This is a genomic window from Streptomyces sp. NBC_01450, from assembly GCF_036227505.1.
Classification (GTDB): domain Bacteria; phylum Actinomycetota; class Actinomycetes; order Streptomycetales; family Streptomycetaceae; genus Streptomyces.
On the sequence record NZ_CP109480.1, the window covers coordinates 60,098 to 85,427 of the forward strand.

Here is a 25,330-nt window from a genome sequence, read left to right on the forward strand (position 1 = left end):
TGCCGCGGACGCACTCCGGCGCTCGCGCGAGACGGCAAGGCGCGGCGGGGAGAGGCCGGTTGATGAGGGGGGCCAGGGGTTGAGGTGCGGTGAGCCCGCTGCCAGCCTGGAACACGTGACCACCGCGGCCGCGGTGCGACGTGCCGGGACCGTTGCGCGCAACGCGGGTACGCCGCAGGGCCCGACGGCTCCTCAGGAGGCGATCATGAATGCGGGGCCTCTCGCCACTCGGGCGTCCGGCGGTTGCATTCCGCAATCCGGCACGTTCCCCGTGGCCGACTGCCGCGGAACCCGTCCTACGGACGGGCAGCCGCGGATCCGGACCGCCCGGTGCGGGGCGTGGCCGACAGGCGGCTTCCCCACGCACGCCGCCGGCACTGCGCCGGCCGGTCCCGACGCCGCACATACACAGGCGGCGGTCGGTGCCGGGCCGTGACCGACTACGAAGGGCATCGATGTGAACATCCAGTATCCGCATCCGGACGCCGACCGGTTCTTCCGCGACATCGCACTGTGCGTCACGACGTACCGGGGCCGCGGGCCGGCGATGGTCTGGCCGGCCGGCGCCGCCACCGTCGTGGGTGCGTGCGACAGCCGCTCACCGGATCCGGACGCTGGACGGGCGCTGGACGGGCGCGCGGCGCCGCCGGCCCTGCGCGCCGCGGAGCCGCCCATGCGGGAGATGGCGGACCACCTCAGCGGATTCGTACGCCGGCCGGTGCACGCTCGGTACTGGAGCCTGGGGGCGGGCCAGCGGACCGCGCCGCACACGCTGGAGCACGACGCCGTCCTGCTCCAGCTCGCGGGGTCCTGCGAGTGTCGGGTAGCAGGAGCGGGGCCGGGGCCCGGCGGGGACAGCGGGCCGGCCGGGCCCCGCGTCCGGGTACGGCTCCGCGCGGGAGAGGCGCTGTATGTCGCGCGACGCGGAAGCTACGCGCTCGCCGAGGTGCACAGCCACTGCACACTCGTCCAGTTCCAACTGGGGGCGTGACCCGGGGCGGACGGGGACGGTCGGTCCGGCCGGTCAGGAAGGCACGGTGGCACGGTCAGTCCGTCAGGACCGGGCCACCGTCATCGGCCAGCAGACCGCTCGAGGCCATCAGCACGCCCGCCTGGAAGCGACTGCCGGCCCCGAGGGACTGCATGATGTCGGCGATGTGCCGGCGCGCCGTGCGCAGCGAGATGCCCAGCCGCCGCGCGATCGTCTCATCCTTGAGCCCCGCGGCGAGCATCTTGACGATCTTCCCGTCGATCTCGCGGGAGATCATCTCCAGTCCGTCGGCCGCCGCGTTGGAGAACGGCTGGGCCAGGGTCCAGACCTGCTCGAACACCTCGCACAGGAAGTGCACGATGTTCGGCTCCCGGATGACGACGGCGCCCCAGGCGCCAGAGGTGTCCGGGATGAACGCCACCTCGCGGTCGAAGACGATGAGCCGGCCGAAGAGTTCGTGCGCCGTCCGGTACTCGGCACCGAGTGCCGACGCCTGGGCGACGTAGGACTGGCTCGGCGCGTTGAACCGGGCGGTGTGGTGGTAGAGCGTGCGCATCCGCACACCGCGGGCCAGCGCCTCCGTGTCACGGGTAAGGGCGTCCTTGAGTGCCTCGGGGTCGCGGTTGCCGCCGGGCTGGCTCGTCATGATCTCCGAACGGCAGCGCGCCGAGGCCCGGTTGAGCGCGACGCGCACCTCGTCGAGCCGGGGAATGAGCTCGGCCCCCGGGGTCCTGCCGCGCATGCCCTCCACGTAGTGCTGCCGCAGCCCGGCGACGTGGTCGCGCAGGACGCGCAGACCCGCCTGGTGCCGCTTGATCGTCTCCTCGAACGGCGTGATCACGACCTCGGCGGCCAGGTCGGGGTCCACCACCTGCAGCCGCGGCGGGTCGCCGGGCAGGACGTGCAGCAGTCCCCGCTCGGTCAGGGCGGCCAGGGAGCCGTCGAGGCGCTCCGGGTCCATACCCAGGTCCCGCGCCGCGGCGCGCATGTCGAACTGTTCGTGGACCGCCGCCCATCCGTAGAGCGCGACCTCGTCGTCGGCCAGCCATGTGGGCAGGTCGAACCGAGGCGGCAGGTCGTGTACGTCGTGGGTGCCGCCGAACTGCATGCCAGCCTCCGTGCCTTGTGGTCCTGGCAGGGTGAAGACCCTCACCACGCGGGTGATCCCGGGTCGCAGCCGCTGTCCGGGTGCCGTACGGGGTCACGGAAAAGGTAGCCAGGCGGAACATCCGCCCCGAAGCGATGTGCACGAAAGGCTCGGGAAAGCAGGCCCTCCGGCCCATGGGCCCCGGCGCGGTCCTGCGTCCGGGCGGACCTGGGGCGTGTTGCGAAAGTCCCGTCCGGCCCGCGGCGCCTGGCACGGCGCCTCGCCGCGTTGTCGGGATCGTCCGCGTACGCCCAGCACGCGGACGACCCTCCGCCTGCGATGCTCCCCCACTGCCCGAAAGGCGTGGGAGGTACCCCCGGCACCAGACGCCGCGGGCCCCGCCCTCCGGGCGGACGACGCCACTTTCGAAACACGCCCCGGCGCACGCGCGGGTGGGGCACGGCTGCACAGCGCGCCTGCGGTCACGGCTGCTCAACGCCGCCGGGCCGGCCGCTCAACCTGGACGCATCGGCCGCCCCGGCGTATCGGGCGTTCGCCGCAGGCAGTTCGGCTGCTTGCCCCGGGGGCGCTGCGGCCGGGCAGGACAGGACACCCGCTCGATCGGCACCTTGGTGAAGGGCCCGGGGGCTGGAACCGCGCCCGGCCGGGCTGGCAGCCTGAATGCGGCAGGAAAAGCGCCGGCCGAGCGCAACATTCCCCCGCGGCGTCACATCGACATTCCACCTTGCCCGAGATCGGGAGTCCCCCATGCCTTTCTCCACCTCCGGTGTCCGCGAGATCACACGAGTTTCTGCACTGCCCTCCCGGGGCCGTGGCGCGAATTTTCCTAGCGGCCCGGTGTCCGTCGGCGGGGACACGTCCTGGGGCGGCTGACCGGCCCGGAATTCCGCTCGTTCCCGCCGCCGGCCGCGTCGTCCGTGCGCGCATGCCGACTCCACCGTCCCACTACTGACAGGAGGTCAGTCGTGACCAATCCTTTCGACAATCCCGAGGCGCAGTATCGGGTGCTGATGAACGACGAGCACCAGTACTCGCTGTGGCCCGCCTTCGCAGACGTCCCGGCCGGCTGGACGGTCGCCCAAGACCTGAACAGCCGAGCGGACAGCATCGCGTTCGTCGAGGCGAACTGGACGGACATGCGGCCCCGCAGCCTCGCCGACCAGATGGCGCGGGACTGAACTCCGCCCACCTTTCCGGCCGTGTGAACCCCGACGGCCTTTTTCGATCGCGCATCCACGGAATCCCCTTCCGGATCAGCACCCTTTGCGAGAAATGGAAAAGAGGACACGCCATGACGTATACGAACCCCTCCGAGGACCTGCACGTCAGCCACACCGAGATGTACGTCTCCGATGTCACCGCCACTGCGGAGCAGTTCGTGGACGGCTACGGCTTCCACGTCTACGCGGAGGCGGCGCGCACCGACCATGGCGGCCGTAGCCGATCGCTGGCCCTGCGCCAGGGCGGCATCGTGCTCGTCCTCACCCAGCCCCTCGACGCGGCGCACGCCGCTGCTGGGTACCTCGACCGGCACGGTGACGGCGTCGTCGACATCGCCCTGCTCACCTCCGACGCCCGGTCCGCCTTCGAGCGCGCCCTGTCCCGCTCGGCCCTGCCGCACACCTCTCCGGCCGATGAAGACGGCTGGGTCACCGCGACCCTCCACTCCGGTTTCGACGACGTGCGGCACACCCTCGTCCAGCCCCCCGCCGGTGGCGCGCAGCCCGGCCCGCTCCCCGGGTTCACCCCGGTCGCGACCGGAGGCGACGCCCCCGGCGGGACCCCCGGCCTGACCCTCCTCGACCACGTCGCGGTGAGCGTGCCCGTCGGACAGCTCACGCCGAGTACCGAGTGGTACGAGCGCGTCTTCGGCTTCGAGAGCGTCTACCAAGAGCTGATGGTGCAGGACAAGGAGGCCATGGACTCCAAGGCGGTCCGCAGCCCGTCGGGGGAGCTCACCTTCACCGTCCTCGCCCCCAGCCCGGACCACGACCCGGGCCACATCGGCGACTTCCTCGACCGGCACGGCAGCGGCGGCGTGCACCACCTGGCCTTCGCCACCGACGACATCGTTGAGGCGACGGCGAGGATGCGCGAGGGCGGCGTTGCCTTCCTCAGCACCCCGGACACCTACTACGACCGTCTGCCCGACCGGCTCGACCACACCCAGCACCCGGTACGGGCGCTGCGCGACGCCGGCATCCTCGCCGACGAGGATCACGCGGGCCAGCTGTACCAGATCTTCACGCGGACCACGCACCCGCGCCGGACGCTGTTCTTCGAGGTCGTCGAGCGGATCGGCGCCGAGACCTTTGGCAACGGCAACGTCCGGGCCCTGTACGAGGCCGTCCAGGCCGAGCGCGACGCATCGCTGCAGAGCGTGCTGTGATCAACACAGCCCCCACCGACCTGCTCGCACCGGCCGACGCCCAAGGTCCGGCGTCGGCCGCGCTGCCCCCGATGATCGAACGGTTCGTCAACGGAGCCGCCGGCGCGGGTCTGACCCTGCGGGCCAACCGTGCGGCGCTCGACCGGATTTGCGTCGTCCCCCGAGTGCTCAGGGACGTCTCGGCGACCGGCACCGCCACCAATCTGTTGGGCACGCCGTGCGCCATCCCCGCAGCCGTAGCGCCGATGGCCTACCAGCACGCCGTCCACCCCGACGGCGAGTTGGCGGTCGCCCGGGCCGCACGCGATGCCGGCGTACCCTTCACCGTCAGTACCTTCAGCAGCGTGCCGGTCGAGGAGATCACCGCCGTCGGCGGGACGACATGGTTCCAGCTGTACTGGCTGCGGGACCGGGGCATGACGGCCGAGCTGCTGTCCCGGGCGGAGTCCGCCGGCTGCACCGCCCTGGTCCTCACCGTGGACACGCCGCGGATGGGCCGTCGCCAGGCTGATCTGCGCGGCTCCTTCCGGCTGCCCGAGGGCGTGCGGGCCGCGCACTTCGACCGGCGTGCAGACGGCATACCGGCCGCCGCGCGGACCGGCGTCAGCGCGATCGCCACCCAGACCTCCGACCTCGTGGACCCCTCCTTGTCGTGGCGCGACCTGGAATGGCTGCGGGAGCACACCAGGTTGCCCCTGGTGCTCAAGGGGGTCCTCGACGCGCAGGACGCCGCGACGGCCGCGCGCCTCGGCGTGGACGGGGTCGTGGTGTCCAACCACGGCGGCCGCCAGCTCGACGGCGCGCCACCCGCCGTCTCGGCCCTGCCGACGGTCGCCGACGCCGTCGCGGGTCGGTGTGAGGTGCTGTTCGACAGCGGGGTCCGCAGCGGCACGGACATCCTCAAAGCACTCGCGCTCGGCGCCGGCGCGGTACTCCTCGGCCGGCCCGTCCTGTGGGGGCTCGCCGTGGGCGGACAGGCCGGGGCCCACCGCGTCCTCGACCTGTTCCGGACCGAACTGCACAGCGCCATGGCGCTGGCGGGCTGTCCGGATCTCGAGGCGGTGACCGGGCTGGCCACCGCGGACGGGCCGGTCCCCGGCACAGCCGAGGGCGGCAGCCGATGACCGCGCCTGTGCGCCCGCCGATCACCGGACGCGTACTGCCGCCGGCGGGCGCGCATGCCCAGGGGCCGCCCGCCATGGCCGCCGGGGCCGAGCTGGATCTGTCGGACCTCCACGGCTCCCTCGCCGATCCGCTGCTGTCCGCCATGAACTTCCTCAACGAGGTCGCCGGCCGCTACCCCGAGGCGCTGTCACTGGCCGCGGGGACGCCGTACGAAGGCTTCTACGACGTCGAGGACGTGCACCGCGCGCTCCGCGCATACTGTGCGCATCTGCGGGACAAGCGGGGTTTCGACGAACGGCGTGTGCGGCGCCGCCTGCTGCAGTACGGCCGGACCAAGGGCATCATCCACGACCTGATCGCCCAGTACCTGAGCGTGGACGAAGGCATCGACGTCGACCCGGAGTCGATCGTGCTGACCACCGGGTGCCAGGAAGCGCTCCTGCTGACCATGAGGGCGCTGCGGCGCGACGAGCGGGACGTGCTGCTGGCAGTGAACCCCGTCTACGTCGGCGTCACCGGGGCCGCGCGGCTACTGGACATGCCGGTGCACCCGGTGGACGGAGGCGCCGACGGGATCGACCTCGCAGACCTGCGGCGCCGTATCCACCGGGCGCGCGCCGCGGGTCTGCGGCCGCGCGCCTGCTACCTCGTGCCGGACTTCGCCAACCCCACGGGCCTGCGGCTGTCCCTGGCCTCGCGGCACGCCCTGCTGGAACTGGCCGATCGGGAGGACATCCTGCTGCTGGAGGACAACCCGTACGGTCTGTTCCCGCTCGGCGAGGGGCGGCTGCCCACGCTCAAGTCGCTGGACGCCGGCCGGCGCGTCGTCCATCTCGGCTCGCTGTCCAAGTCCGTCTTCCCCGGCGTCCGGATCGGCTTCGCCGTGGCCGACCAGCAGGTCCTGCAGGCGGACGGCGACCGGTTCCTGCTCGCGGACGTGCTGGCCAAAGCCAAGAGCATGGTCACGGTCAATACCGCGCCGCTGAGCCAGGCGGTAGCGGGCGGCTGGCTGGTGGAGCACGGCTGCAGCCTCGTGCGGGCGACGCACGACGTGCGGAAGGTGTACCAGCGGAACCTGCGACGGCTCGTCGACGGGCTCGCCGTGCGCTTCCCGGCTCCCTCGCACGTCACCTGGAACACACCGGAGGGCGGCTTCTTCGTGGTGGTCGACGTGCCCTTCGAAGCGACCGACGCCGCCCTCGAGTACTCCGCCGCGACGCACGGCGTGCTGTGGACGCCGCTGCACCACTTCTACGACGGCCGTCCCGCGCTGCGCTCGCTGCGGCTGTCGATCAGCGGCCTGGAGGCCGACGAGGTCGACGACGCCCTCGACCGCTTCGCCGCCTTCGTCCACGCCTACCGGCGATCGTCCGCCGCCTGAACGGATGTCGCGTGCCGACCGCCGGGCCCCGCGACCACCACACCTCACGCGAACCACCCCGTACCTCGGCGGCCGACACACCGCACGCGAGCAACACACACGCTTCGAACCCCGTGACAACGGGCAGCAGCCCTGTTTCGCACGGAACGCGCAACGGTCCCCATCCGCCCGGGGGGAACCTGCCGGGAACGTTTCGGGAAAGAACCAGAACCGTTCCGAAGGAGGCTCGTTCCTCTGCGTACCACTCGCCTACGAGAAAGATCACCCGATGACCACCACCCCGGACCAGCCCCGCGCCCTCACGGGTCTGAACGCTGCCCTCAGCGAGATGAAGGACGCCGAACGCTTAGCCGAATACATCGAGGTCATGCGGAGCTCGGGCTCCTACGTCACGCATGACGTCCCGGACGGACCGGTGTTCAGCATCGAGACCCGCAGCGCCAACGGCATGCACCACATCGTGGGCATCGAACCCCGGCAACTGTCCGACCAGCAGGAGGTGTTGCCGCCGCCCGGCGAGGCGGACAGCGCCGTGCTGCGCTCCGCCGTGCGCGGCCTGCTGGACCTCACGGGATACGAGTCGGGTACCGCCCGGGTCGAGGTCGTGCTGCTGCCGCAGGGCCCCCGCATCAACGCGATCTGGCTGGACGCCGCCCACTGGGGGGCGGAGTGAGCAGAAGCCGGGTCCCGCACCCAGGGCCGCACCCTCGGCGGCGCCTGGCAGCGCCGAACGGCCCCGCCCTCCCGCCCCGTCGGGCGAGGGGAGCGCGGCCGTTCCGCTCTTACCGGCGGCGCCGGCCGGCCGGCACGCCCATGTCGGCGAACATCTCCTCGCCGACCTCGCGGTGCCTGGCCGCCGTCGCGTCATCGCCGAGGGCGTCACAGACCTGCGCGAGGCCGAGGCGGGCGTACGCCTCTTCAGGGCGGTAACCCAGCTCCGCCGCCCCTTCCCACGCCCGCTCGTGCAGGGCCCTGGCCTCCACGTGCTCCCCGCGTCGGTGGAACAGCCGGCCGACCATGTTCTCGACCTTGACGCGGCGCAGGGGTGACGCGCTCGCGCCGACGTACTCCAGTGCGGTGCGTGCGTACTGAGCGGCCTGGTCGGTGTGCCCGAGCCGCTGGGCGATGTCCGCCGACAGGGCCATCGCCATGGCCACCATGCCGGGCTCCCGGGTGTCGTCGCACATCGCGCGGGCCCGCTTCATCAGACCCTCGGCCTGCGCGTACTCGCCGAGGCCGACCTGGGCGATGGCCAGGTCGATGGTGGCCACGAACTCGTTCTCGGGCTGGCCGAGTTCCCGGCACAGGTCCAGCGCACGCCGGGCGGCGGAAGCAGCCTCGGCGTACCGTCCCCACTGCTCGTAGAGCGTGCTGAGCACCGTCTGGGACTCCGCCTCCGCCCTGCGTAGACCGAGTTCACGCTCGCCGTCGACGGCCGCCAGCAGATGCTCCAGGGCTTCCGGAAAGCGCCCCAGCAGGCTCTTGTAGAGGCCGAGCGTGCTGTCGCTGTGCGCCTGCGTGGCGCGGTCGCCCATACGGGCCGCGACGCTCCACCCCTGCTCGGCCACCTTGATGCCCTCGGTGAACCTGCCGAGTTCCCAGTAGGCGACGCCGAGGTTGGCCAGGCTCACCCCCAAGAGCAGGTCGTCACCCAGGAGCCGCGCGGTGTCCACGGCGCTGCGGCATACGCTCTCGAAGTCGTCGAGCAGTCCGTGGGCGTTGAGGTAGAAGGCGAGGTTGCGCGCAAGGCAGACGGCGTACCTGTCGTCTCCGTACTGCACGGCGAGCCCGATCAGCGATATCAGGGTGTTCTGTTCGCGCGCGAACCACGCGCGGGCCGGATCGGTGTCCCGGACGTCGGGCACATCGACGTCGGAGGCCTTGATGCCAGTGGCGATCTCGCGGCGTCCCGGAAACAGCGTTGCGCAGGCGCGTTCGGTGACCGTGAAGTAGTAACCCAGCAGACGCTCCACGGCGGCCGCGGCGCCGTCCCCGGGGATACCCCCGAGCAGCCTGCGCGCAAAGGCGCCGACCAGGTCGTGGTAGGCGTACAGGCCGATCTCCGGCTGCTGGACGAGGTGCACGTCCAGCAGCAGTTCCAGTACGTCCTCGCCGTCCCGCGCCGACCCGCCCAGCAGCGCTCCGGCGGCGTACGCGTCGATGCTGCCCCCGGGGTGCAGGGCCAGTAGCCGGAACGCGGCGCGGGTCTCCTCGTCGAGCGCCTGGTAGGACAGCCGGAGCGTAGCGGCCACGCTCCGTTCCCCCACGCTGAGTTCGTCCAGCCGGCGGGTCTCGTCGCGCAGCCTGTCGGCCATGTACCGCACGGTCCACCGCGGGCGGTTGCCGAGCCGGGCGACGGCGATGCGCAGGGCGAGCGGAAGATGACCGCACAGCCTTGCCAGTTCGGCCGCCGCCTCGGGTTCGCCCGCGACGCGCTCCGCGCCGAGGGTCTCGGCGATGATGTCGGCGCTCTCCTCAGGCGCCATCACGCCGAGCGAGATCCACTCGGCGCCGTCGAGGTCGAACAGGCGCCTGCGGGCGGTGACCAGCACCAGGCAGCCGGATGTTCCCACCGGGATGAGCGAACGCACGTCGTCGGCTCGTGACGCGTTGTCCACGAAGATCAGCAGGCGTTTGCCGGAAACCGTTCGCCGCCACAAATCCGCCCGTCCCGCGGCCTTGTCGGGTACTCGCTCCTCGGGCACTCCGAGGGCACGCAGCATGACGCCCATCGCGTTGACCGGGACCACGGGATCCCCCTCGGGAGCGTAACCGCGCAGGTCCACATAAAGCTGCCCTTCCGGGTAGTCGCCGGAAAGCAGATGCGCGGCTTTTATCGCGAGTGAGGTCTTTCCGCTGCCGCCCATACCGTCGATGGCAATGATGCGGGTTCCGCTGCGCTGCGCGAGGTCAAGGATTTTCCGCAGTTCCCTTTTGCGGCCGGTGAATCCGGGCATGTCGTACGGCAGCGTGCACGGGGGGTCGACGACGGGGGAGGGAGGTGAGGCGGGAGCAGGGACCGCTGGCCGGGGACCGGCGAGTTCGGGGCTCTCGCGGAGGATCCCCTCGTGCAGGGCGGCGAGTTTTCCACCGGGGCTGACGCCGAGCTCCTCGACCAGCAGTTCGCGGACCTTGGCGAACTCCTCCAGGGCCTCGGCCTGCCTCCCCGACTGGTACAGCGCGATCATCAACTGGCCGCGCAGGGTCTCGCGCAGGGGGTGCAGGGCGACGACCTCGCGCAGGTCGACGACCAGGTCCGCGGCCTCACCGAGGGCCAGTCGCAGCTCGAAGAGGCGCTCTTGCGCCGCCAGCCGGCGTTCCTCTATAGCGGTCGCGGCGGCCTCGATGACCGGGCCGCCCTCTCCCGACAGCACCGAACCACGCCACAGGGCGAGAGCCTCGTGCAGCGCGCCGACCGCCTCACTCGTGCGACCGGACGCCGCCGCGTCCTTCGCGACGCCGGTGAGGACATTGAACTCGATGAGGTCGAGTTGGCCGTCGGTCAGCACCGCCCGGTACCCCGGGCCGTCGGTGACCAGCACCTGGTCGCCCTGGGGAATGCGCTGACGCAGGATCGCGACGGCCTTGCGCACCTGATGGGACGAGGTAGCAGGCGGATCGTCGCTCCAGACGGAGGTCACCAGCCGGGAGACCGGCAGCACCCTTCCCGGTTCCAGCAGCAGTGTGGTCAGCACCCGTTCCTGGACGGCGCCTCCGAGTCGCAACCGCTGGTCGCCGAACCAGCCTTCCAGCGGGCCCAGGATATTGAAGCGAAGTTGCCCGGCAGGTCGCGTCAGCATACTCGGCTTCAACCGTCACCCCTCGCCCGAAAAAACTGCATATCTACGATGAAGAGGTCTCCAGCAAGGGGTGGCCAAATCGCCCGGCCATTGCCACCCGCTCCTAGGTCCAGCCGACATCAGGATAGCTTCGGGAATGCGGCAACTCGAGGGTGCTGCTGGGTAATCTTTGAACATTCTTTGCGATCACGCTCGGTAGTAAATTGCGTTCTTTTCGTGACCGATTCTTCCCCCGGTTGGTCGGGCTAAATTTACCCGCCACGGATGCGCCGTCAAACCTTCGGTTTCCCGTCGGCCGTATGGTCCTGCCGTACCCGTCGCGATGAAAGGGCACGCAGCGGGCCACGCGGGATCGAACTCGAGCCCCCGGAGGCGAGCATGCGCCACCCACGAACCGTCAGGCCGCGCCACACGCACCGGCACAACCGACTGCTCCAACGTGAGCGCATAACCGTCCGGGTTCGCGTAGGTCGTGGAGTACTCCGCACGCTCGTCGAGCACCTCCACCCACTCCCCCGACGCAGCGGCCTTGCGCAGCGCGGCCGCAGCGCCCGTCCCGTCCGACAAAAGGGCCTCGGCCACTGCCCCGGACACCCCCAGCACGGACAGAGCCGCCACCAGCGCGGTCACCGCGGCGACCGAGACGAAACGTTCCCTCAGCCGGGCCCGTCCGCCACCCGGGCAGCGCGAAACGTCCCGACCCATGCCCCCAACCCCAGACTTCTCACCTGATTTCCACAACGTGTACCCGAAGATCACACAGCAGGTATCCAGCCCGGTCAAACAAAGAACCCTTTCCAACCTGGCTGTGGCGTCGGGGTGTTGGTGGGCATGGGTTGTACGGAACGACGAAGCTCCTGGTAGACGGGTTCTCGACCAAGATCACCCGTGTCCGCCAGGAGCTTCGCGTGCTTGTCTACCCGTCGTCGATCGATCTGTCCAGCCGCCCGCTGTGGCACCTGACGAGGCAACTGGCCGCTCACCGGCGGGAGATAGGTACGCGATGGCGGCGTCTGCCCGTCGGCCGTCAGGCCCTGCTCGCCCTGGCCCACCTGCGATGCGGCGACACGTACGCCCAGCTCGCCGCAGGGTTCGAGATCGGCATCGCGACCGTCTACCGCTACATACGCGAGGCCGTCGAAGTGCTGGCCGCCCAGGCGCAGACCCTGGCCGAGGCAATGACGACCGTCCGGACGAAGGCGTACGTGATCCTGGACGGCACCCTCCTGCCCATCGACCGGATCGCCGCCGACACCCCGTACTACTCCGGAAAACACCAGCGCCACGGCATGAACGTCCAGGTCATCACGGATCCCTTCGGCCGACTGCTGTGGGCTTCCGCGGCCCTGCCCGGCTCCACCCACGACCTGACCGCCGCGCGCGAACACGGCATCATCGACGCGCTCGCAACGGCAGGGCTGAAGTGCTGGGTGGACAAGGCGTACCAAGGGGCCGGCCGCCATGTCCGCGTACCTTTCCGGGGCCGCCGGCTCAAGCGCTGGAAGCGACGGCACAACAGCACCCACGCCAAAATCCGGTGCCTCGGCGAGCAGGCCATGGCCGTCCTGAAGGGCTGGCGCCTGCTACGCAAGCTCCGCTGCAGCACCAACCGGATCAACAACATCGTGAAGGCCGTCGTCGTCCTTCACCACGCCTCAACCTGAGGTTGGAAAGGGCTCGGTGTGGAAGGCATCTCCGCATGACGTGGTCCTTGCCCGAGCCGATGCTGACCGTGGCCGTGGACAGCCCCGCTCTGCCCGCCGGGTGGGCAGGGGAGGCGAAGTGGGACGGCTACCGCGCCCAACTCGCCATGCACGCGAGCGGACGGGTGCTGCTGCGCTCCCGGCACGGCACGGACATGACGGCCTCGTTCCCCGAGATCCGGGCGGCCGCCCTCACACAGCTGCCGGCGGACACCGGGCTGGACGGCGTTATGTGACCAGTACGGGTGTCTCAGACCCAGGGTGTCTCACGCGGCGCGCCTCCGTAGACGAGACGCGTTCGCTGCCGATGGTTCGGGGAGCCGAAGAAGGAATAGGGCCGCACGGTCGTCGGCGCGGCACGGATAACCTGCGCGAATGAAGCGGATTCAGCGGGCCGCTGGCGCGGTCGTCGGCTCAGCGGTGGGTGACGCTCTGGGCGGCCCCTTCGAGTTCGGTCCCCGGGGAGCGTTCTCCGCGCGGTTTCCCGCGCCTGGTGCCGGTGGCGAGATGTGCGGAGGCGGGGGCTGGGACCCCGGCGAGGCCACTGACGACACGCAGATGGCCGTCCTGGTCGCGGAGTCGCTGCTGGAGCGGGGCGGGCTGGATCTGCCGGACGTCTTCGCCCGCTTCCAGCGGTGGGCCGCATCAGAACCGAAGGACATCGGCTTGCAGACCGAAGACGTCCTGACCAACGGCATGCCCTGGGACCTCGCCGCCGCGATCCATTTCCAGGTCAATCAACGAGCGGCGGGAAACGGCTCGTTGATGCGGGCATCGACCTCCGCGGTCCACTTCGCGGCCGCCGGCCAGGAAGCCACCATGGACGCGGCCCGCCGCATCGCTGCCCTCACCCACGGTGACCGCGCGGCCTGGGAAGGCACCGCGATCTTCCACGAACTCATCCGCGTCACGTTCGAGGACGCCGACCCTCTCACCGCGCTCCCGGACATCCTGGCTCTTGTCCACCCCGACCATCGCGGCCGTTATGCCACAGTCCTCGCGCCCGACTGGCACCCCGATCAGGCGACCGAGTTCAACGGTGCCGTCTGGCCCTGTCTGGGCTCCGCCGTCTGGGCCCTGCGCACCACCACCGGCTTCGAAGACGCGATACGCGCGGCGATCGATCTCGGCGGTGACACGGACACCGTCGCCGCGGTGACCGGGGGCCTCGCGGGGGCGTACTACGGGCTGGATGCGATCCCCGCCCACTGGACCCAGCCGCTCCATGTCCCCCTGCCAGGATTCAACGGACGGGTGCTGCGCCTGGCAGAGCTGTTCCACCTTGCACACAGCCTCGGAGGCTGAACCGGGTCCTGCTCATCAACCGGCCGTCAGACGAACGCACGGCCGTCTGCGCCGATCCCCTCCGCGGTGCTCTTGCGCCGTCTTCCGGTCGCCACTCGGAGGCTGACCCTCCTCGCAGGCCGGCCCTGGCGCCAGAGCACCACGGCTGATGCTGCCTCCAGCCTTCCGATGGTCAGTCGCTCCTGGCCGTTCCGATCATCCTCGGGCCTTTTGGGTTGCTCAGGGGACATCAGTTGGCGGGCTTGCCGAACCAGCGGGAGAGGTGGTCGTCCAGGTCCTGCTGATCGTCGCCGATCCAGGCGACGTGGCCGTCGGGGCGTAGCAGGACGCACGGAACATCCAGTGCCGCAGTGGGATCCGAGAGGTGATCGACCCGGTCTGACCAGCCGCCGACGGTCAGGCGTTCGGTGCGGTCCAGCAGCAGGCCGCGGCCGCGATGCAGCAGACCGTAGAGGTGACCCTGTTTCACGTCGATGTCGCGCAGGCGGCGGCCGAGCAGGGCGGGGCCTTCGCCGAAGTCGTAGCGGATGCCGATCGCGGTGATCTTCTCGATCAGAAAGCGGTTCACCTCGTCGAAGTCCATCAGTTCGGTGAGCAGCCTGCGCATGGCCTGCGGGCCCGGTTCGGTGGACAGCAGTTCCATCTGGGCGCGGGTGTTGTCCAGCACGTACTCGGCGACCGGGTGACGTTCGGCCTGGTAGGTGTCCAGCAGTGTTCCCGGCGCCCAGCCGCGGATCTGTGCGGCCAGTTTCCAGCCGAGGTTGAATGCGTCCTGAACGCCAAGGTTGAGGCCCTGTCCGCCGGTGGGTGGATGGATGTGTGCCGCATCGCCGGCCAGCAGCACCCGCCCGACCCGATAACGTTCGGCCAGCCGGGTGGCATCCCCGAAGCGGGACAACCAGCGCGGGGAGTGCACGCCGAAATCGGTTCCGGCGATGGCGCGCAGCTGTTGTTCGAAATCCTCGAGGGTGGGCGGTTCCGCGCGATCGCTGGCTTCCGCGACGGGGACGACGACGCGGTAGACCCCTTCGCCGAAGGGCCTGAGACTGAATCGCTTGTCGGTCTCGTGGATTTCGGTCACCTTGGCGGCGATCTCCTCCTGCGGCACGCCCACTTCCATCTCGCCCATCAGCGTCTCGGTCCGCGAGGGCTCGCCGGGGAAGCCGACGCCGAGGAGTTTGCGTACCGTACTGTGCCCGCCGTCACAGCCGACGAGGTAGCGCGAGCGCAGTTGTTCGCCGTCGGCCAGCTCGACGGTCACGCCCTCGTCGTCCTGCTCGAAGTCGGCCACCGCACAACCGCGCCGGACCTGCGCACCCAGTTGGATCGCATGTTCTTCGAGCAGGTGGACGATGACCGGCTGTGGGATGCCCAGCAGATAGGCGTGCGCGGAATCCAGGCCCTTGGGTGCGGGTTTGGTGATGGCGGCGAAGAATCCGCCGGCCGGACGCTGTCTTCCGTGTTCGAGCATGCGATCCAGCAGTCCGCGCATTGCCATCAGCTCGAGACTGCGAATATGCAGACCGACGATGCGGGCGAACGGCACGGGCTCGGTTTCCTTCTCCAGAACGAGTACCCGCACATCGTGCAGCCTCAGTTCGGCGGCCAGCATCGCGCCAGTCGGCCCGCACCCGGCAATGATCACGTCGAACATGAGGGGCGCGCGATCAGCGCCGGAGGCCGGCGACCGGAGGCCGGGGAGGTCGCCCACGGTGGAGTCGCGCTCGACCGTATCGTTCGACGACGGCTCGGTGGTGAACTGTGGAGAGTCCATAGGTGTTGCCTTTCGGGAGTGCCTTGTTGGCGAGGCGCTCCCGGCGACACCTACGTCAATCGCCGGCCGTGACGGGAAGGGGGAGCACCCATATCGATACAGCGTTCATGGGTCTCACCTCCTCGGGCGGTGTCGCGGTCCAGTGCAAGCTACAAGCCCAGCGTCACACCGTCCAATCCTTATCCCAGCCACGTGAGACGACTCCGAACGGGCCCGTGGGGTCGCAGGGCGAATCCGGCGTGGCGGGCCGGCTGGTCCCGGTCATGGTCGGCGGTCTGATCCCGGCCGCCCCGAGGCGGACCGGATCTCGGAAGGCGCTTTCCTGATGAGGTTCGCTCGTGGCCACTGCGCGAACTGGTGGTAGGCGAGCTGGCGAGCTTGCCGGCCAGCACGATGACGACGCACAGCAAGACGACCCGAATGAATCGGCTTCCGCGTTCGAGAGCGCAGTGGACGCCAAGTCGGGCACCGGTGAGGCTGCATGCGGCCATACCGCACGCCGGAGCGATCGGGGTCCGTGGCATCGGGTGGGCAGGCTGATCTCCAGGCTTGGCTGGCCGGACGCAAGAGCCGTCAGTGTCGGCGCAGTTCCGCGGACCAGTCCCGGAGCTGGTCGGCGAGGGCGAGGTTGTCCCCACGGCTCACGGTCTGCAGCAGCTGGGCGCCCACGGTCGCTTCGGCGGCGAGGCCGGCCGGGCTGTCCAGGACGGGGAAGGCGTCGCGGGCGTGGGTGGCGACGTCATGGTGGAGCAGCGAGTAGGCGTAGAGCGTGGCGGCGTCGGACTCCTCCGGGGCCTGACCCCAGCCCTCCCAGTCCAGAAGCCTCAGCGGCGCGGTGACGTCAGCCCCGTGCGGATCCACATGGGCTGTTGTCCAGCGGGTCACGGCCGGGGCCGGGATGCCCACGAGCTCGGGGATCGCCCGTCACCGCCCGGCTTCCGTGCAGCCGACCGCCTTGATCAATTTGAGGCGCGCGACCGAGTGGTGTGGGGTGCGGTTCGGCATGTCGCAGGCCGGGGCGGCCGACGTGCCGCTGTTCACCACGGCGTCGGTCGACGCGCTGGGGGACGTACGATCAGGCTCCCTTCGCCCTGGAAGGTGGTCTGTCCATGCCCGTGCCGAGCCTGCTCGCGGTCTTCGCGCACCCCGACGACGAGTCATTGTCGGCCGGCGGAGTGCTCGCCCGTCACGCAGCCGCGGGCGCGCGTACCGCAGTTGTCACGGCGACCTGGGCCGCGGACACCCCGCGGGCCGCGGAGTTGGCCGAGGCGCTGCGGATCCTCGACGCCGGCAAGCCGCGAATGCTCGGCTACGCCGATGCGCGTGTACCGCAGTCGGCCCCGGGCTGTGTGCGGTTCTGCGATGCGCCGCTCGACGAGGCGGTGCGGCGGCTGGTGGCGCACATCCGGGAGCTGCGCCCGGACATCATGGTCACCCATGACGCCTACGGCGGGCTGCCCGGTCACCCAGATCACGTGCACACCCATCGGGTGACCATGCTCGCTGCCAAGGCAGCCGGCCTTGAGCTGCTCTACCCGGATGCCGGTGCCCCCTGGCAGCCGCGTGCCCTCTACCTGGCCACGCACCCGCACTCGGCCGTGCCGGCGCTGAGAGACGTGATCGGTGCGCGCAAGGCGGTGTACAGCGTTCCGGACGAACAGGTCACCGCGACTGTCGATGTCGGCCCCTGGATGGAGCAGAAGATCGCCGCCGTACTGGCGCATCGCTCCGAGGTCGAGCGGGGAGCCCTGCCGGGAGTGATCGCCAACCTTCCGCCGGATGCACGGGAACGGCTGTTCGCCACCGAGTGGTACATCCGCCACATCCCCTTTACCGCGACATCGGCCCAGACGGAACTGACCGCCTGACCTGCGGTCAGTCCATGAGGCAGACTGCCGCGACTCCCCAACTCGCCGACATTGGTCAAGCGAAGAGCCGCCGGGGTGGCTTCCGAAGCCGTCGATACTGGTCTCGGCTTGGCAGGGTGATGTCGGGGTGTCCAGGGGCAGGCCGGTTCCGGCTATGAACCCGTCGAGGACGTCTCCAGGCGATACAGCGGCGGATTGCCGAACGCGAGTGGCTGACGGTGTTCCTGCTGCCGGCCTGCTCGCCACAGCTCACCCCGGTCGAGGGGCCCGGGCCTCCGGCAAGAGCCGCACCGTCCAGGCCCGCTGCGTCCGCGACAACCGCCTGGCCGACGCGCTCCAGACCAGTGCCTTCGGCGCTCTGAGGGTCTCGTCTGGAGCCCGCCGCCACTACGACAGGCAACGAGCCCGAAGCAGGAAGTTCAGCAAGCATCACCCTGCCGAACCGAGATCAGTAACTCCCGTGGTCCCACGCGTGGTCCCGTTCCCCGGTGTGCGGTGGTAGGACGGGGCTGTAGTCGGCGCTGCGGACAGCAGCAAGAGTGCGGGCCGAACGACGGGGCCGCGAGAGGGAGTTGGGCATGGCGGCAGAGAACATCGACGATGTCGTGGACAGGCTTGCCGGGATCGTACGGGAGGCCGGCCGCGCCGGTGACCGGGTCGGGTACTTCGCGGCGCTGTACCGACAGGTGACCGTTGAGGTCCGCACGGCCATTCACGGGGGGCTGTTCGACGACGGCGTCCGAATGGACCGTTTCGACACGTTCTTCGGCAACCGCTACTTCGACGCGTATGACGCCTGGCGTCGTGACCGGAGCGGGCCGCGCTGTTGGCGCGAGGCGTTCGGGCTGCTCGACGACGCCGACACCATCATCGTCCAGCACCTGATACTCGGCGTGAACGCGCACATCAACCTCGACCTGGCCATCGCCGCCGCGCGGACCAGCCCGGGCAAGGCCATCCACGCGTTACGGCGCGACTTTCTGCTGATCAACGACATCCTTGGGCGGGTGGTGCTGGCGGTGCAGGACTCGGTCGGCGCCCTGTCGCCATTGCTGTCGCTGCTGGATCAGGTCGGAGCCCGCACCGACGAGCGGATCCTCGACTTCAGTGTCCGTCAGTCCCGCGAGGAGGCGTGGCACAACGCCGTCCTGCTCGCCGGCCAGAACGAAGAGGAGCGCGAGGCCGCCATCGAGCGGCTCGACATCCGGGCCGCCGTGCTCGCACGGTTGATAGCGCGACCGGGTGGCCTCGTCCGGCCGGCCCTGCAGCTGATCCGGAGCACCGAGAGTGATGACGTGCCGGCTGTCATCACCCATCTGGACAACGCCATGGAACGACCCTCCGCCCGGCAGTCAACGGGGTGAGGCCCCGGCAGCGGGCCGGGCCGCCGGCGCGTGGCGCTGCGCCCGCCAGAAGGGAGGCCGGGCCCCGCCGCCGGGTGCTTGGAGCGCCGGCATATCAACTCAAGCCTCAAAGCGGCATCCGAGCGTCTGCTTCGCGAAGAGCCCACCCGTAGTGACGGTTCCCTCACCGTCGCCTCCCTCGCCGTTGAAGCCGCCGTCAGCAGAGCCGGCGTCTACCGCTACCCCCGTGTTCTGGCGGAGTTCCGAAACCTCGGACCCGAACGAGAAGACGCAGCCGCACCCTCAGCGTCCCTCCGGCAGGAGGTCCAGTCTCTGAAGGCGGCCGAGCGCGGGCTTCGCCAGGAGCACACGCGCGAGGTGCGAGAACTCCGGTCCTGCACCAACGTCCTCGCACAGCAGGTTCAGTTCCTCACCCTCCAGCGCCGCAGCGGGCCGCATCAGACCCCGGCGCCAACGCGAGGGTCACGCAGAGCACATGTTGTAAAGGAATCTTTCTAAAGATACCTTTACAACATGTCGAACAGTCAGAGGGACGAGCCATCAGGAGCCCCTGCCCGCACAGCCCGGCTCACCGACCCCCGCGCTCTGCGCGCCTACGCCCATCCCACCCGTATGCGCCTCGTCGGCCTGCTCCGTACCGAAGGCCCCTTCACCGCGACCCGCGCGGCCGAGCTCACCGGCGAATCCGTCGCCAGTTGCTCGTACCACCTGCGGATGCTCGCCAAGTACCAACTGGTCGAGGTCGCACCGGGCGGCCAAGGCCGCGAGAAACCCTGGCGCGCCACCGCACGCTTCACTCAATGGCCCAACTACTCCGAGGACCCTGCCGTCGCAGAGGCCAGCAGGGCACTGGAAACCGCGGTCGCCGAACGCTACTTCGAGCTGATCACCCGCGCCGTCGAAGAGCGCCGCGATCTGCCGCGCGAGTGGCAGGAAGCCGAGCACATCGGCGACCAGGTGCTCTACCTGACGGCGGAGGAGCTCGCTGACCTCGGCGAAAAACTCGACCGTCTGCTGCGCCCCTACGAGGACCGGCAGGGCGACCCGGCCGCCCGCCCCCAGGGCGCACGGCTCGTCCAGATCGTCCGGGCCGCCTTTCCCTTGCCCCGGCAGCCCGCCGGCAACGAGGAGACTTCCATCGCTCCGGACGGCACGGGCAGCCCGCGATGACGGCCTCGGGCCGCTTATCCGCAGCCGTTCCCGACCTCCTGCGCAAGCGATCCTTCCGCCGTTACTGGACCGGCCAGAGCATCTCCCTCGCCGGCGACCAGATATCCCAGATCGGCCTCCCACTCGTCGGCGTCCTCGCCCTCCACGCCGACGCCGCCCAGATGGGCTGGCTCGCCACGGCCCAGCTCATGCCCGCCCTGCTGCTCTCTCTTCCCGCAGGCGCCTGGGCCGACAGCAGAGCGCACCGCCGCCGCGTCATGATCGCCACGGACCTCGCGCGGGCCCTGCTCATCGCGTCGGTTCCCCTCGCGTACGCCCTCGACGCACTCACCTTCACGCAGCTCTACGCGGTCGCTTCGGGGATCGGCGCGCTGACCGTCCTCTTCGACGTCTGCAACACCATCCTGTTCGTCTCGCTCATCCCCACCGAGCGCTATATCGAGGGCAACTCCCTCGTCAACGGCAGCCGCGCCATGTCCTTCGTCGCGGGCCCCAGCGCCGGAGGTCTCCTCGTCCAGCTGTTCACCGCGCCGCTGGCACTCCTCGCCGACACGGTGACCTATCTGGCCTCCGCCTACTGCCTGGCGCGCATAACCCCCGCCGAACCGTCGGCCGTGCCACCCGCGAAAGGACACTTCACCGCAGGCCTGCGGTGGATCCTCCACTCGCGCGTCATGCGCGCCACGTTCGCCGCATCCGCCACGATTCAGTTCTTCAATTTCATTTTTCACACGCTCTTCGTGCTCTACGCCACCACCGAACTCGGCCTGAGCGCAGGCGTGCTGGGGTCGGTCCTCGGCATCGGTGCGATCGGCGGGCTGATCGGTGCGTCCCTCACCGGCCGTCTCGTGCGCCGCCTCGGCATAGGACCCGCCGTCGTCGTCGGCTTCACGGCCTTCCCGGTTCCGCTGCTGCTCGTACCCCTCGCGGACGGCCCCGACCCCCTCGTCCTCAGCCTCCTCTTCCTCGCCGAATTCGGCTCGTGCGCGGGCGCGATGATCGTCGACATCTCGCTGGGCTCACTTCAGACGGCCCTCATCCCCCACGCCCTGCGTGCCCGCGTCAACGGGGCCTACCGCACCCTCACCCACGGGATGCGCCCGCTGGGCGCGCTCGCGGGAGGAGCGCTCGGCACGGCCATCGGGCTACGCCCGACACTGTGAATCGCAACAGCCGGGACCGTGATGTGCCTGGTCTGGGTGCTGCCTTCGCCGGTCCCACGTATCCGCGAATTGCCCGACTCCCCGCCAGAGCCGGCACACGGCGCACCATCGGCATCGGCGCCCGCCTCCTCACCCTCGCCCGGCTACTGAACTTGAATGGGTGTTGCCGGGACAGGAGGGTGCACGGGCACGCTCGGCGGAGGCCCGTGCGGATGCTCGTGCAGCTCACGCGCCAAGACGTGCGAGTGACTGAGAGCGAAGTAGGTCTGCTGACATTGCTTCGTACGTTTGATGACCCGGAGTGGCTGGAGTGGCCGCAGCACTGCAACCGCACCGAAACCGTCACCCTGTTCGGCCGCCTGACAGCCCGGATGGAGGCCCGATTCTCTGAGAGGAGCAGGCCAGACACTGCGGCCCGGTGAGGTTCCAGGCGATGTATCCGCCGATCCTCCAGCCGGGGGCCGTGGACAGGTCGTAGATGTACTGCGGGCCTTCGTCGTCCTTTGGCCCCTCCCATGCGTCGATACGGGCCTGCAAGGAGGGGGCAAGGGCCTCGAGGTAGGGGTGCTCGACCATTTCCTCGGGGCGCAGCACGCAGGGGGCCGGTACGAGTTCTTCGCGGCCGACGGCCTCGGGGACCGGCTGCTCGGTCAGCGGCGTGCCGATGTCCTCGGAGTGGCGCCGGAGGAGTCGTACGTGGAGGTTGTGGCGGGTGTCGGCGAGGTGCGGGGCGTGCCGGCCGCGTCTGAAGCCGTCGATGATCTCGATCTCTCCGGCGGTCGGTCCGGATCGCGAGTCGCGCCACCGGGCCTGCTCCAGGATGTCCCGCTTACGCATTACCTCGGCGTAGTGGAAGCCGCTGGATCGCTTGTGGGGGATGGCGCACATCGGCCAGGGCTCGTCGGCGGGCCACAGCATCGGTCCGCCGACCGAACTGTCGCGTGCCGTGGGGGTGCCGCGGCGCGGGTGCAGGGGTGTCGAGCCAGCCGGTCAGCTCGAATCCCTTGTCGCCGTGGGCGGAGTACTCGAGGCGGACGGGGACGGAGTTGGCTCCCCTGTAGATCGGAGTGATGTCGTACCGGATGGCCTCGTCCCTGTCGTCCACGGCCCGGTAGATCTTGTCCTCGATGAGGCCGCGCTGGTAGGGGGAGTTGGTGGGGTTGCTCGTCTGGGTCACGAGGTGGTGTTTGGCCGCGTGACCCACACCTGCGCCGCCGAGGCACCGCACCCCTGCTCCCGCTCCCGCCACCGCTCGAATCCGACCGACTCGTCCCTCTCGACGTCCGCAGACACGACCGCCTCGGCGGCATCCCCGCGAGTACCAACATGCCGCGTAACCAGCACGGACGTGGCTCTCGGCACCTGCAAGGTCTGTGGGGGCGGACTCGAAGTACATGCGGTCGACGCAGCCGCAGGAGCAGCCGTCAGCCGTACCGCACCTGCCGACGCCCTTGTCGCCGTCGGACATCCAGAACTTGTCGCCGTCGGAGAACAGCTTCGTGCGCTCCGAGACGCCCAGTCCGACCGACGGGTCGATGTGGACAGGGCAGGCGGTGTCCTTCCCGTTGGAGAACCCGGCGGCCAGGTGCCGGCGGTGCACGGAGAGGCTCCGCGGGAGCGTCGCCTTCGGGAACTCGACGCACAGGCGCGCGCGGAAGTCTCGCGGTACGTCGCGGAACTCGTGGCGGACACCACCGATGGGCACCCTCTTGCCGCTGAGGGCGGCGCCTGCGGCCCGGGCGTCGGTGCCGGGGGCGGGCGGTGCGACAAGGGCGAAGGTGGCGCGTCGGCCGCGGGAGAGCCGGGCGGTGATGTTGGACGACATCCCCGATGCGCAGGTCGCGGCGCAGGCGGCGCCTGATCCCGGCGGCTCCCAGCGCGAGCCTGGCGTCGGCGCCCCGGGTCCCGGATGCCCGTTCCTGCAGGTCAGACCCGGCGCCCGCCGCCTCGGCCGCCGTCACGCCACGCGTGTCAGTCACCCCATCCGACGTGCTGTGATGAGCCTCACCGCAAACATGAGGGCCCCCTCGAGTACGCTGGGCGACGTCGAACATGAGGGACCCCTCCGGATGATCCTCACCGTTCGGCACCCGGCCGATCCGGATCCCCCGGATCACGGACAGGACAGCCGCCCGGTCAACGGAATCGCGGCACATCACATGGAGATGACCATGAACAAGTGGATCAAGCGCGTCTCGACCGCTGTCGCTTCTACGGCACTGGCAGGCGGAGCCCTTCTCGGAGTCAGCGGCACGGCGTCAGCGGCGACGGCCTCGGCGCCCGGGGAGCACACGCAGTCCGCGATCACCGCCTTCACCACCAGCGGCGACCGCGCGGACGGATACCAGAGCGCTCACCACCAGGCACAGGACGACAGCTGGGGCACCCCCCGCGGCTGGTACACGAACGACGACCGCCAGGGCCACTACGGGGAAGAGCGCTGGAACGGCAGCCACGCGTACGTCTGGAACGGGTACCGCTGGGACGAGGCGACGACGTGGTACCGCGTCAGCGCCGAGCGCTGGCACCTCGACCAGGTCGCGTGGTACGCGGACCAGCGCTGATGTGGCCGCAGGCCGACACGGTCGGTTTGACCGGCCGCAACGACGTGGCTTTGGGTTGTGCCGTTGCGACTCGTCAAACCGACCGCTCGCCGAGCCGACATCGAGCGCGAGCCGGTGAAATCGCCGCCCGGCCGAACGGGAACAGCACGCGGGAGCCGTGTGTGCGACTCCCGTCCTCCGGCGCTACTGGTCGCTCCCGTGGCACTGCCACGCCCCGCGTCTCGAAGCACATGGGGAGCGATCGCAGTGCCGGGCGAGCGGGGACGTGGAAGTGAGGAACAGTGGGATCGGTCAGAACCGTGGCACATGAGCTGCCCGTGCGGCTTGTCGTGTCGCACGACCTGTCGGTGCCGATACGCGCAGCACTGCGGTACGACGCGGATGATCCCTATGCCGTGCATGCCGTCTTCCACACCCTGGACCAGAGCGGAACGGTCGAGTGGTTCCTCAGCCGCGACACGCTGGCTCAGGCTCTGAGCGAGCACACCGGGCACGGAGACGTGCACATGTGGCCGACCGGCGGCTCGGGACGCGATGCGGTGCGCATGGCTCTTCGTTCGCCTGCCGGGTCGGCCCTGCTCGAGTTCCCCGCGCAGGACGTGGAATCCTTCCTGCGCGAAACGTGGTCCGCGGTGCCGCCGGGGGCCGAATCCAGCCGGCTCGACCTGGACGCCGAGCTGGCACAGCTGCTGGCGGAAAACTGAACGCCATCCCCTGGATGGTGACGCCCCTCGCAGGACCGAGGGCCCGGATGCCGACCGCGGCACCGGGCCCGCCGCATGTCCCGCCGTACGCCGTATTGCCCGACGTGGTGGCCCTGTTGCCCGACGCCGTCAGCCGCGGCTCAGGCCTCCTCGCCGCACTCGCGGCACTCCTCTTCGGGGCACTCGAGAGTGGTGAGGGTCCGCTCGACCTGCTGCGGGGTCAGCGGGGGTTCGGGCAGCTCGTGGGCGCACTCGGCGCGGAAGGCGTCGAGCAGCAGGTGCAGGTGGCGGCGCCAGACGTTGGGGGCGACGGCACGGGTGGCCTGGATGATCCCCACTTGGGACCAGATCACGAAAGCGATGTCCTCTGGAGTGACATCGTCACGCAGGACGCCCTGCTCCTGGGCGTTGCGGAAGATCTGAGCAAGCCGTTCCTTCGTGCGCTCGAACATTCCCCTGCCGAGCGCATGGACCGGCAGCCGAGCCGAGACCAGGTCATTGAAGGCGCGGTCACAGGCCTGCAGTTCACAGAGCTTTTCCAGGTAGAAGCAGAACCCCTCCCAGGCGTCGTCCATGGCCGCGGCCTCTTCGGCTGCGGCGAGCAGATCCGTGAACTTCGCGGTGAAGAGCTCTTCGACCAGGTCGAGCCGGCGGGGGAAGTGACGGTAGACCGTGCCGATCGCGACACCCGCCTCGCGGGCAACACCCTCCAGGGAAGCGTCCAGCCCCTGCTCGGCGAAGGCCTTGCGGGCAGCGGCCACGATCGCGTCCCTGTTGCGCTGCGCGTCGCGGCGCAACGGCTTGGCCGGCGCCTGGGGCGCGGGCGGGACGTGCTGGTGACTCATGCATCCAGACTAACATGAGGGACCCCTCGAATTAGGTTGTGATCCTACTCACGGTGCGGACGGAACGTGGTCCAGG

23 protein-coding genes are annotated in these 25,330 nt (G+C 70.0%); 15 read left to right on the forward strand and 8 right to left on the reverse strand.

The annotated features are described in order from the left end of the window. Positions 1–457: 457 nt before the first annotated feature. Entirely contained in the window at positions 458–991 is a 534-nt protein-coding gene (locus OG568_RS00250; protein ID WP_329529737.1) for a hypothetical protein, read from the forward strand. Between the two features lie 55 nt (positions 992–1,046). Here the strand turns inward: OG568_RS00250 and OG568_RS00255 are convergent, their stop codons facing one another. Further along, positions 1,047–2,099, reverse strand: coding sequence for a helix-turn-helix transcriptional regulator (locus OG568_RS00255; RefSeq protein WP_329529738.1), 1,053 nt, complete (start codon positions 2,097–2,099; stop codon positions 1,047–1,049). Between the two features lie 965 nt (positions 2,100–3,064). Here OG568_RS00255 and OG568_RS00260 point away from each other — a divergent pair. The 5 genes from OG568_RS00260 to OG568_RS00280 all read left to right on the forward strand — a co-directional run bounded on the left by OG568_RS00260 (position 3,065) and on the right by OG568_RS00280 (position 7,667). Continuing rightward, positions 3,065–3,277 carry an MbtH family protein gene (locus OG568_RS00260; RefSeq protein ID WP_329529739.1) on the forward strand — a complete coding sequence of 71 codons (213 nt, stop codon included), beginning with the start codon at positions 3,065–3,067 and terminating at the stop codon, positions 3,275–3,277. 113 nt (positions 3,278–3,390) lie between these two features. Next, positions 3,391–4,488 carry a 4-hydroxyphenylpyruvate dioxygenase gene (hppD, locus tag OG568_RS00265; protein WP_329529740.1) on the forward strand — a complete coding sequence of 366 codons (1,098 nt, stop codon included), beginning with the start codon at positions 3,391–3,393 and terminating at the stop codon, positions 4,486–4,488. Further along, on the forward strand, positions 4,485–5,612 hold the full coding sequence (locus OG568_RS00270) for an alpha-hydroxy acid oxidase (RefSeq protein ID WP_329529741.1): 1,128 nt from the start codon (positions 4,485–4,487) through the stop codon (positions 5,610–5,612). The genes hppD and OG568_RS00270 overlap by 4 nt, the downstream gene beginning before the upstream one ends. Then, positions 5,609–6,994 carry an aminotransferase-like domain-containing protein gene (locus tag OG568_RS00275; protein WP_329529742.1) on the forward strand — a complete coding sequence of 462 codons (1,386 nt, stop codon included), beginning with the start codon at positions 5,609–5,611 and terminating at the stop codon, positions 6,992–6,994. The genes OG568_RS00270 and OG568_RS00275 overlap by 4 nt, the downstream gene beginning before the upstream one ends. 268 nt (positions 6,995–7,262) lie before the next feature. Further along, positions 7,263–7,667, forward strand: coding sequence for a hypothetical protein (locus OG568_RS00280; protein WP_329529743.1), 405 nt, complete (start codon positions 7,263–7,265; stop codon positions 7,665–7,667). Between the two features lie 109 nt (positions 7,668–7,776). On the opposite strand, the gene OG568_RS00285 is transcribed toward OG568_RS00280, so the two are convergent. Continuing rightward, the gene (locus OG568_RS00285) at positions 7,777–10,794 is read right to left on the reverse strand and encodes an AfsR/SARP family transcriptional regulator (RefSeq protein WP_329529744.1); all 3,018 of its coding nucleotides are present in this window, start codon (positions 10,792–10,794) and stop codon (positions 7,777–7,779) included. Between the two features lie 186 nt (positions 10,795–10,980). Next, entirely contained in the window at positions 10,981–11,424 is a 444-nt protein-coding gene (locus OG568_RS00290) for a hypothetical protein (protein ID WP_329529745.1), read from the reverse strand. A gap of 278 nt (positions 11,425–11,702) precedes the next feature. On the opposite strand from OG568_RS00290, the gene OG568_RS00295 reads away from it, so the two are divergent. The 3 genes from OG568_RS00295 (at position 11,703) to OG568_RS00305 (ending at position 13,802) form a co-directional block, all read left to right on the forward strand. After that, positions 11,703–12,458: a transposase family protein gene (locus OG568_RS00295; protein WP_329529746.1), complete on the forward strand. Its 756-nt coding sequence runs from the start codon at positions 11,703–11,705 to the stop codon at positions 12,456–12,458. 35 nt (positions 12,459–12,493) lie between these two features. Further along, the gene (locus tag OG568_RS00300) at positions 12,494–12,733 is read left to right on the forward strand and encodes an ATP-dependent DNA ligase (RefSeq protein WP_329529747.1); all 240 of its coding nucleotides are present in this window, start codon (positions 12,494–12,496) and stop codon (positions 12,731–12,733) included. Between the two features lie 139 nt (positions 12,734–12,872). Next, on the forward strand, positions 12,873–13,802 hold the full coding sequence (locus OG568_RS00305; RefSeq protein ID WP_329529748.1) for an ADP-ribosylglycohydrolase family protein: 930 nt from the start codon (positions 12,873–12,875) through the stop codon (positions 13,800–13,802). 229 nt (positions 13,803–14,031) lie between these two features. On the opposite strand, the gene rox is transcribed toward OG568_RS00305, so the two are convergent. Beyond that, a complete protein-coding gene (gene rox / locus OG568_RS00310; RefSeq protein WP_329529749.1) occupies positions 14,032–15,576 on the reverse strand; it encodes a rifampin monooxygenase in 1,545 nt (514 codons plus the stop codon). Between the two features lie 573 nt (positions 15,577–16,149). Then, positions 16,150–16,482 (reverse strand): hypothetical protein, encoded by a 333-nt coding sequence (locus tag OG568_RS00315; RefSeq protein WP_329529750.1) that lies wholly within the window; start codon positions 16,480–16,482, stop codon positions 16,150–16,152. Positions 16,483–16,685: 203 nt separating this feature from the next. Between OG568_RS00315 and OG568_RS00320 the strand changes: the two genes are divergently transcribed. The 4 genes from OG568_RS00320 to OG568_RS00335 all read left to right on the forward strand — a co-directional run bounded on the left by OG568_RS00320 (position 16,686) and on the right by OG568_RS00335 (position 21,141). Beyond that, complete coding sequence (locus OG568_RS00320) at positions 16,686–17,444, forward strand: PIG-L family deacetylase (protein ID WP_329529751.1); 759 nt, start codon at positions 16,686–16,688, stop codon at positions 17,442–17,444. 578 nt (positions 17,445–18,022) lie between these two features. Further along, positions 18,023–18,808 (forward strand): DUF5995 family protein, encoded by a 786-nt coding sequence (locus OG568_RS00325; protein ID WP_329529752.1) that lies wholly within the window; start codon positions 18,023–18,025, stop codon positions 18,806–18,808. A gap of 513 nt (positions 18,809–19,321) precedes the next feature. Further along, positions 19,322–19,978 carry a winged helix-turn-helix domain-containing protein gene (locus OG568_RS00330; RefSeq protein ID WP_329529753.1) on the forward strand — a complete coding sequence of 219 codons (657 nt, stop codon included), beginning with the start codon at positions 19,322–19,324 and terminating at the stop codon, positions 19,976–19,978. Continuing rightward, on the forward strand, positions 19,975–21,141 hold the full coding sequence (locus tag OG568_RS00335) for an MFS transporter (RefSeq protein ID WP_329529754.1): 1,167 nt from the start codon (positions 19,975–19,977) through the stop codon (positions 21,139–21,141). The genes OG568_RS00330 and OG568_RS00335 overlap by 4 nt, the downstream gene beginning before the upstream one ends. A 342-nt stretch (positions 21,142–21,483) precedes the next feature. Here the strand turns inward: OG568_RS00335 and OG568_RS00340 are convergent, their stop codons facing one another. Beyond that, positions 21,484–21,978, reverse strand: coding sequence for a hypothetical protein (locus OG568_RS00340; RefSeq protein ID WP_329529755.1), 495 nt, complete (start codon positions 21,976–21,978; stop codon positions 21,484–21,486). Beyond that, entirely contained in the window at positions 21,971–22,966 is a 996-nt protein-coding gene (locus OG568_RS00345) for a hypothetical protein (protein WP_329529756.1), read from the reverse strand. Before OG568_RS00345 ends, OG568_RS00340 begins: the two co-directional genes overlap by 8 nt. Before the next feature lie 244 nt (positions 22,967–23,210). On the opposite strand from OG568_RS00345, the gene OG568_RS00350 reads away from it, so the two are divergent. Then, positions 23,211–23,705 (forward strand): hypothetical protein, encoded by a 495-nt coding sequence (locus OG568_RS00350; protein ID WP_329529757.1) that lies wholly within the window; start codon positions 23,211–23,213, stop codon positions 23,703–23,705. Positions 23,706–23,986: 281 nt separating this feature from the next. Continuing rightward, complete coding sequence (locus OG568_RS00355; RefSeq protein ID WP_329529758.1) at positions 23,987–24,409, forward strand: SsgA family sporulation/cell division regulator; 423 nt, start codon at positions 23,987–23,989, stop codon at positions 24,407–24,409. 140 nt (positions 24,410–24,549) lie between these two features. Here OG568_RS00355 and OG568_RS00360 read toward each other — a convergent pair whose 3' ends face one another. Continuing rightward, positions 24,550–25,254, reverse strand: coding sequence for a TetR/AcrR family transcriptional regulator (locus OG568_RS00360; RefSeq protein ID WP_329529759.1), 705 nt, complete (start codon positions 25,252–25,254; stop codon positions 24,550–24,552). Positions 25,255–25,330: the final 76 nt, after the last annotated feature.

Excerpts from the sequence above, each read along its gene's own strand:
- OG568_RS00285 (WP_329529744.1), bottom strand. The coding sequence starts at position 10,794 with ATGCTGACGCGACCTGCCGGGCAACTTCGCTTCAATATCCTGGGCCCG.
- OG568_RS00320 (WP_329529751.1), top strand. The coding sequence starts at position 16,686 with ATGCCCGTGCCGAGCCTGCTCGCGGTCTTCGCGCACCCCGACGACGAG.
- OG568_RS00340 (WP_329529755.1), bottom strand. The coding sequence starts at position 21,978 with ATGCGTAAGCGGGACATCCTGGAGCAGGCCCGGTGGCGCGACTCGCGA.
- OG568_RS00345 (WP_329529756.1), bottom strand. The coding sequence starts at position 22,966 with ATGTCGTCCAACATCACCGCCCGGCTCTCCCGCGGCCGACGCGCCACC.
- OG568_RS00275 (WP_329529742.1), top strand. The coding sequence starts at position 5,609 with ATGACCGCGCCTGTGCGCCCGCCGATCACCGGACGCGTACTGCCGCCG.
- OG568_RS00330 (WP_329529753.1), top strand. The coding sequence starts at position 19,322 with ATGTCGAACAGTCAGAGGGACGAGCCATCAGGAGCCCCTGCCCGCACA.
- hppD (WP_329529740.1), top strand. The coding sequence starts at position 3,391 with ATGACGTATACGAACCCCTCCGAGGACCTGCACGTCAGCCACACCGAG.
- OG568_RS00360 (WP_329529759.1), bottom strand. The coding sequence starts at position 25,254 with ATGAGTCACCAGCACGTCCCGCCCGCGCCCCAGGCGCCGGCCAAGCCG.
- OG568_RS00255 (WP_329529738.1), bottom strand. The coding sequence starts at position 2,099 with ATGCAGTTCGGCGGCACCCACGACGTACACGACCTGCCGCCTCGGTTC.
- OG568_RS00300 (WP_329529747.1), top strand. The coding sequence starts at position 12,494 with ATGACGTGGTCCTTGCCCGAGCCGATGCTGACCGTGGCCGTGGACAGC.
- OG568_RS00335 (WP_329529754.1), top strand. The coding sequence starts at position 19,975 with ATGACGGCCTCGGGCCGCTTATCCGCAGCCGTTCCCGACCTCCTGCGC.
- OG568_RS00350 (WP_329529757.1), top strand. The coding sequence starts at position 23,211 with ATGATCCTCACCGTTCGGCACCCGGCCGATCCGGATCCCCCGGATCAC.
- OG568_RS00280 (WP_329529743.1), top strand. The coding sequence starts at position 7,263 with ATGACCACCACCCCGGACCAGCCCCGCGCCCTCACGGGTCTGAACGCT.
- OG568_RS00305 (WP_329529748.1), top strand. The coding sequence starts at position 12,873 with ATGAAGCGGATTCAGCGGGCCGCTGGCGCGGTCGTCGGCTCAGCGGTG.
- rox (WP_329529749.1), bottom strand. The coding sequence starts at position 15,576 with ATGGACTCTCCACAGTTCACCACCGAGCCGTCGTCGAACGATACGGTC.
- OG568_RS00325 (WP_329529752.1), top strand. The coding sequence starts at position 18,023 with ATGGCGGCAGAGAACATCGACGATGTCGTGGACAGGCTTGCCGGGATC.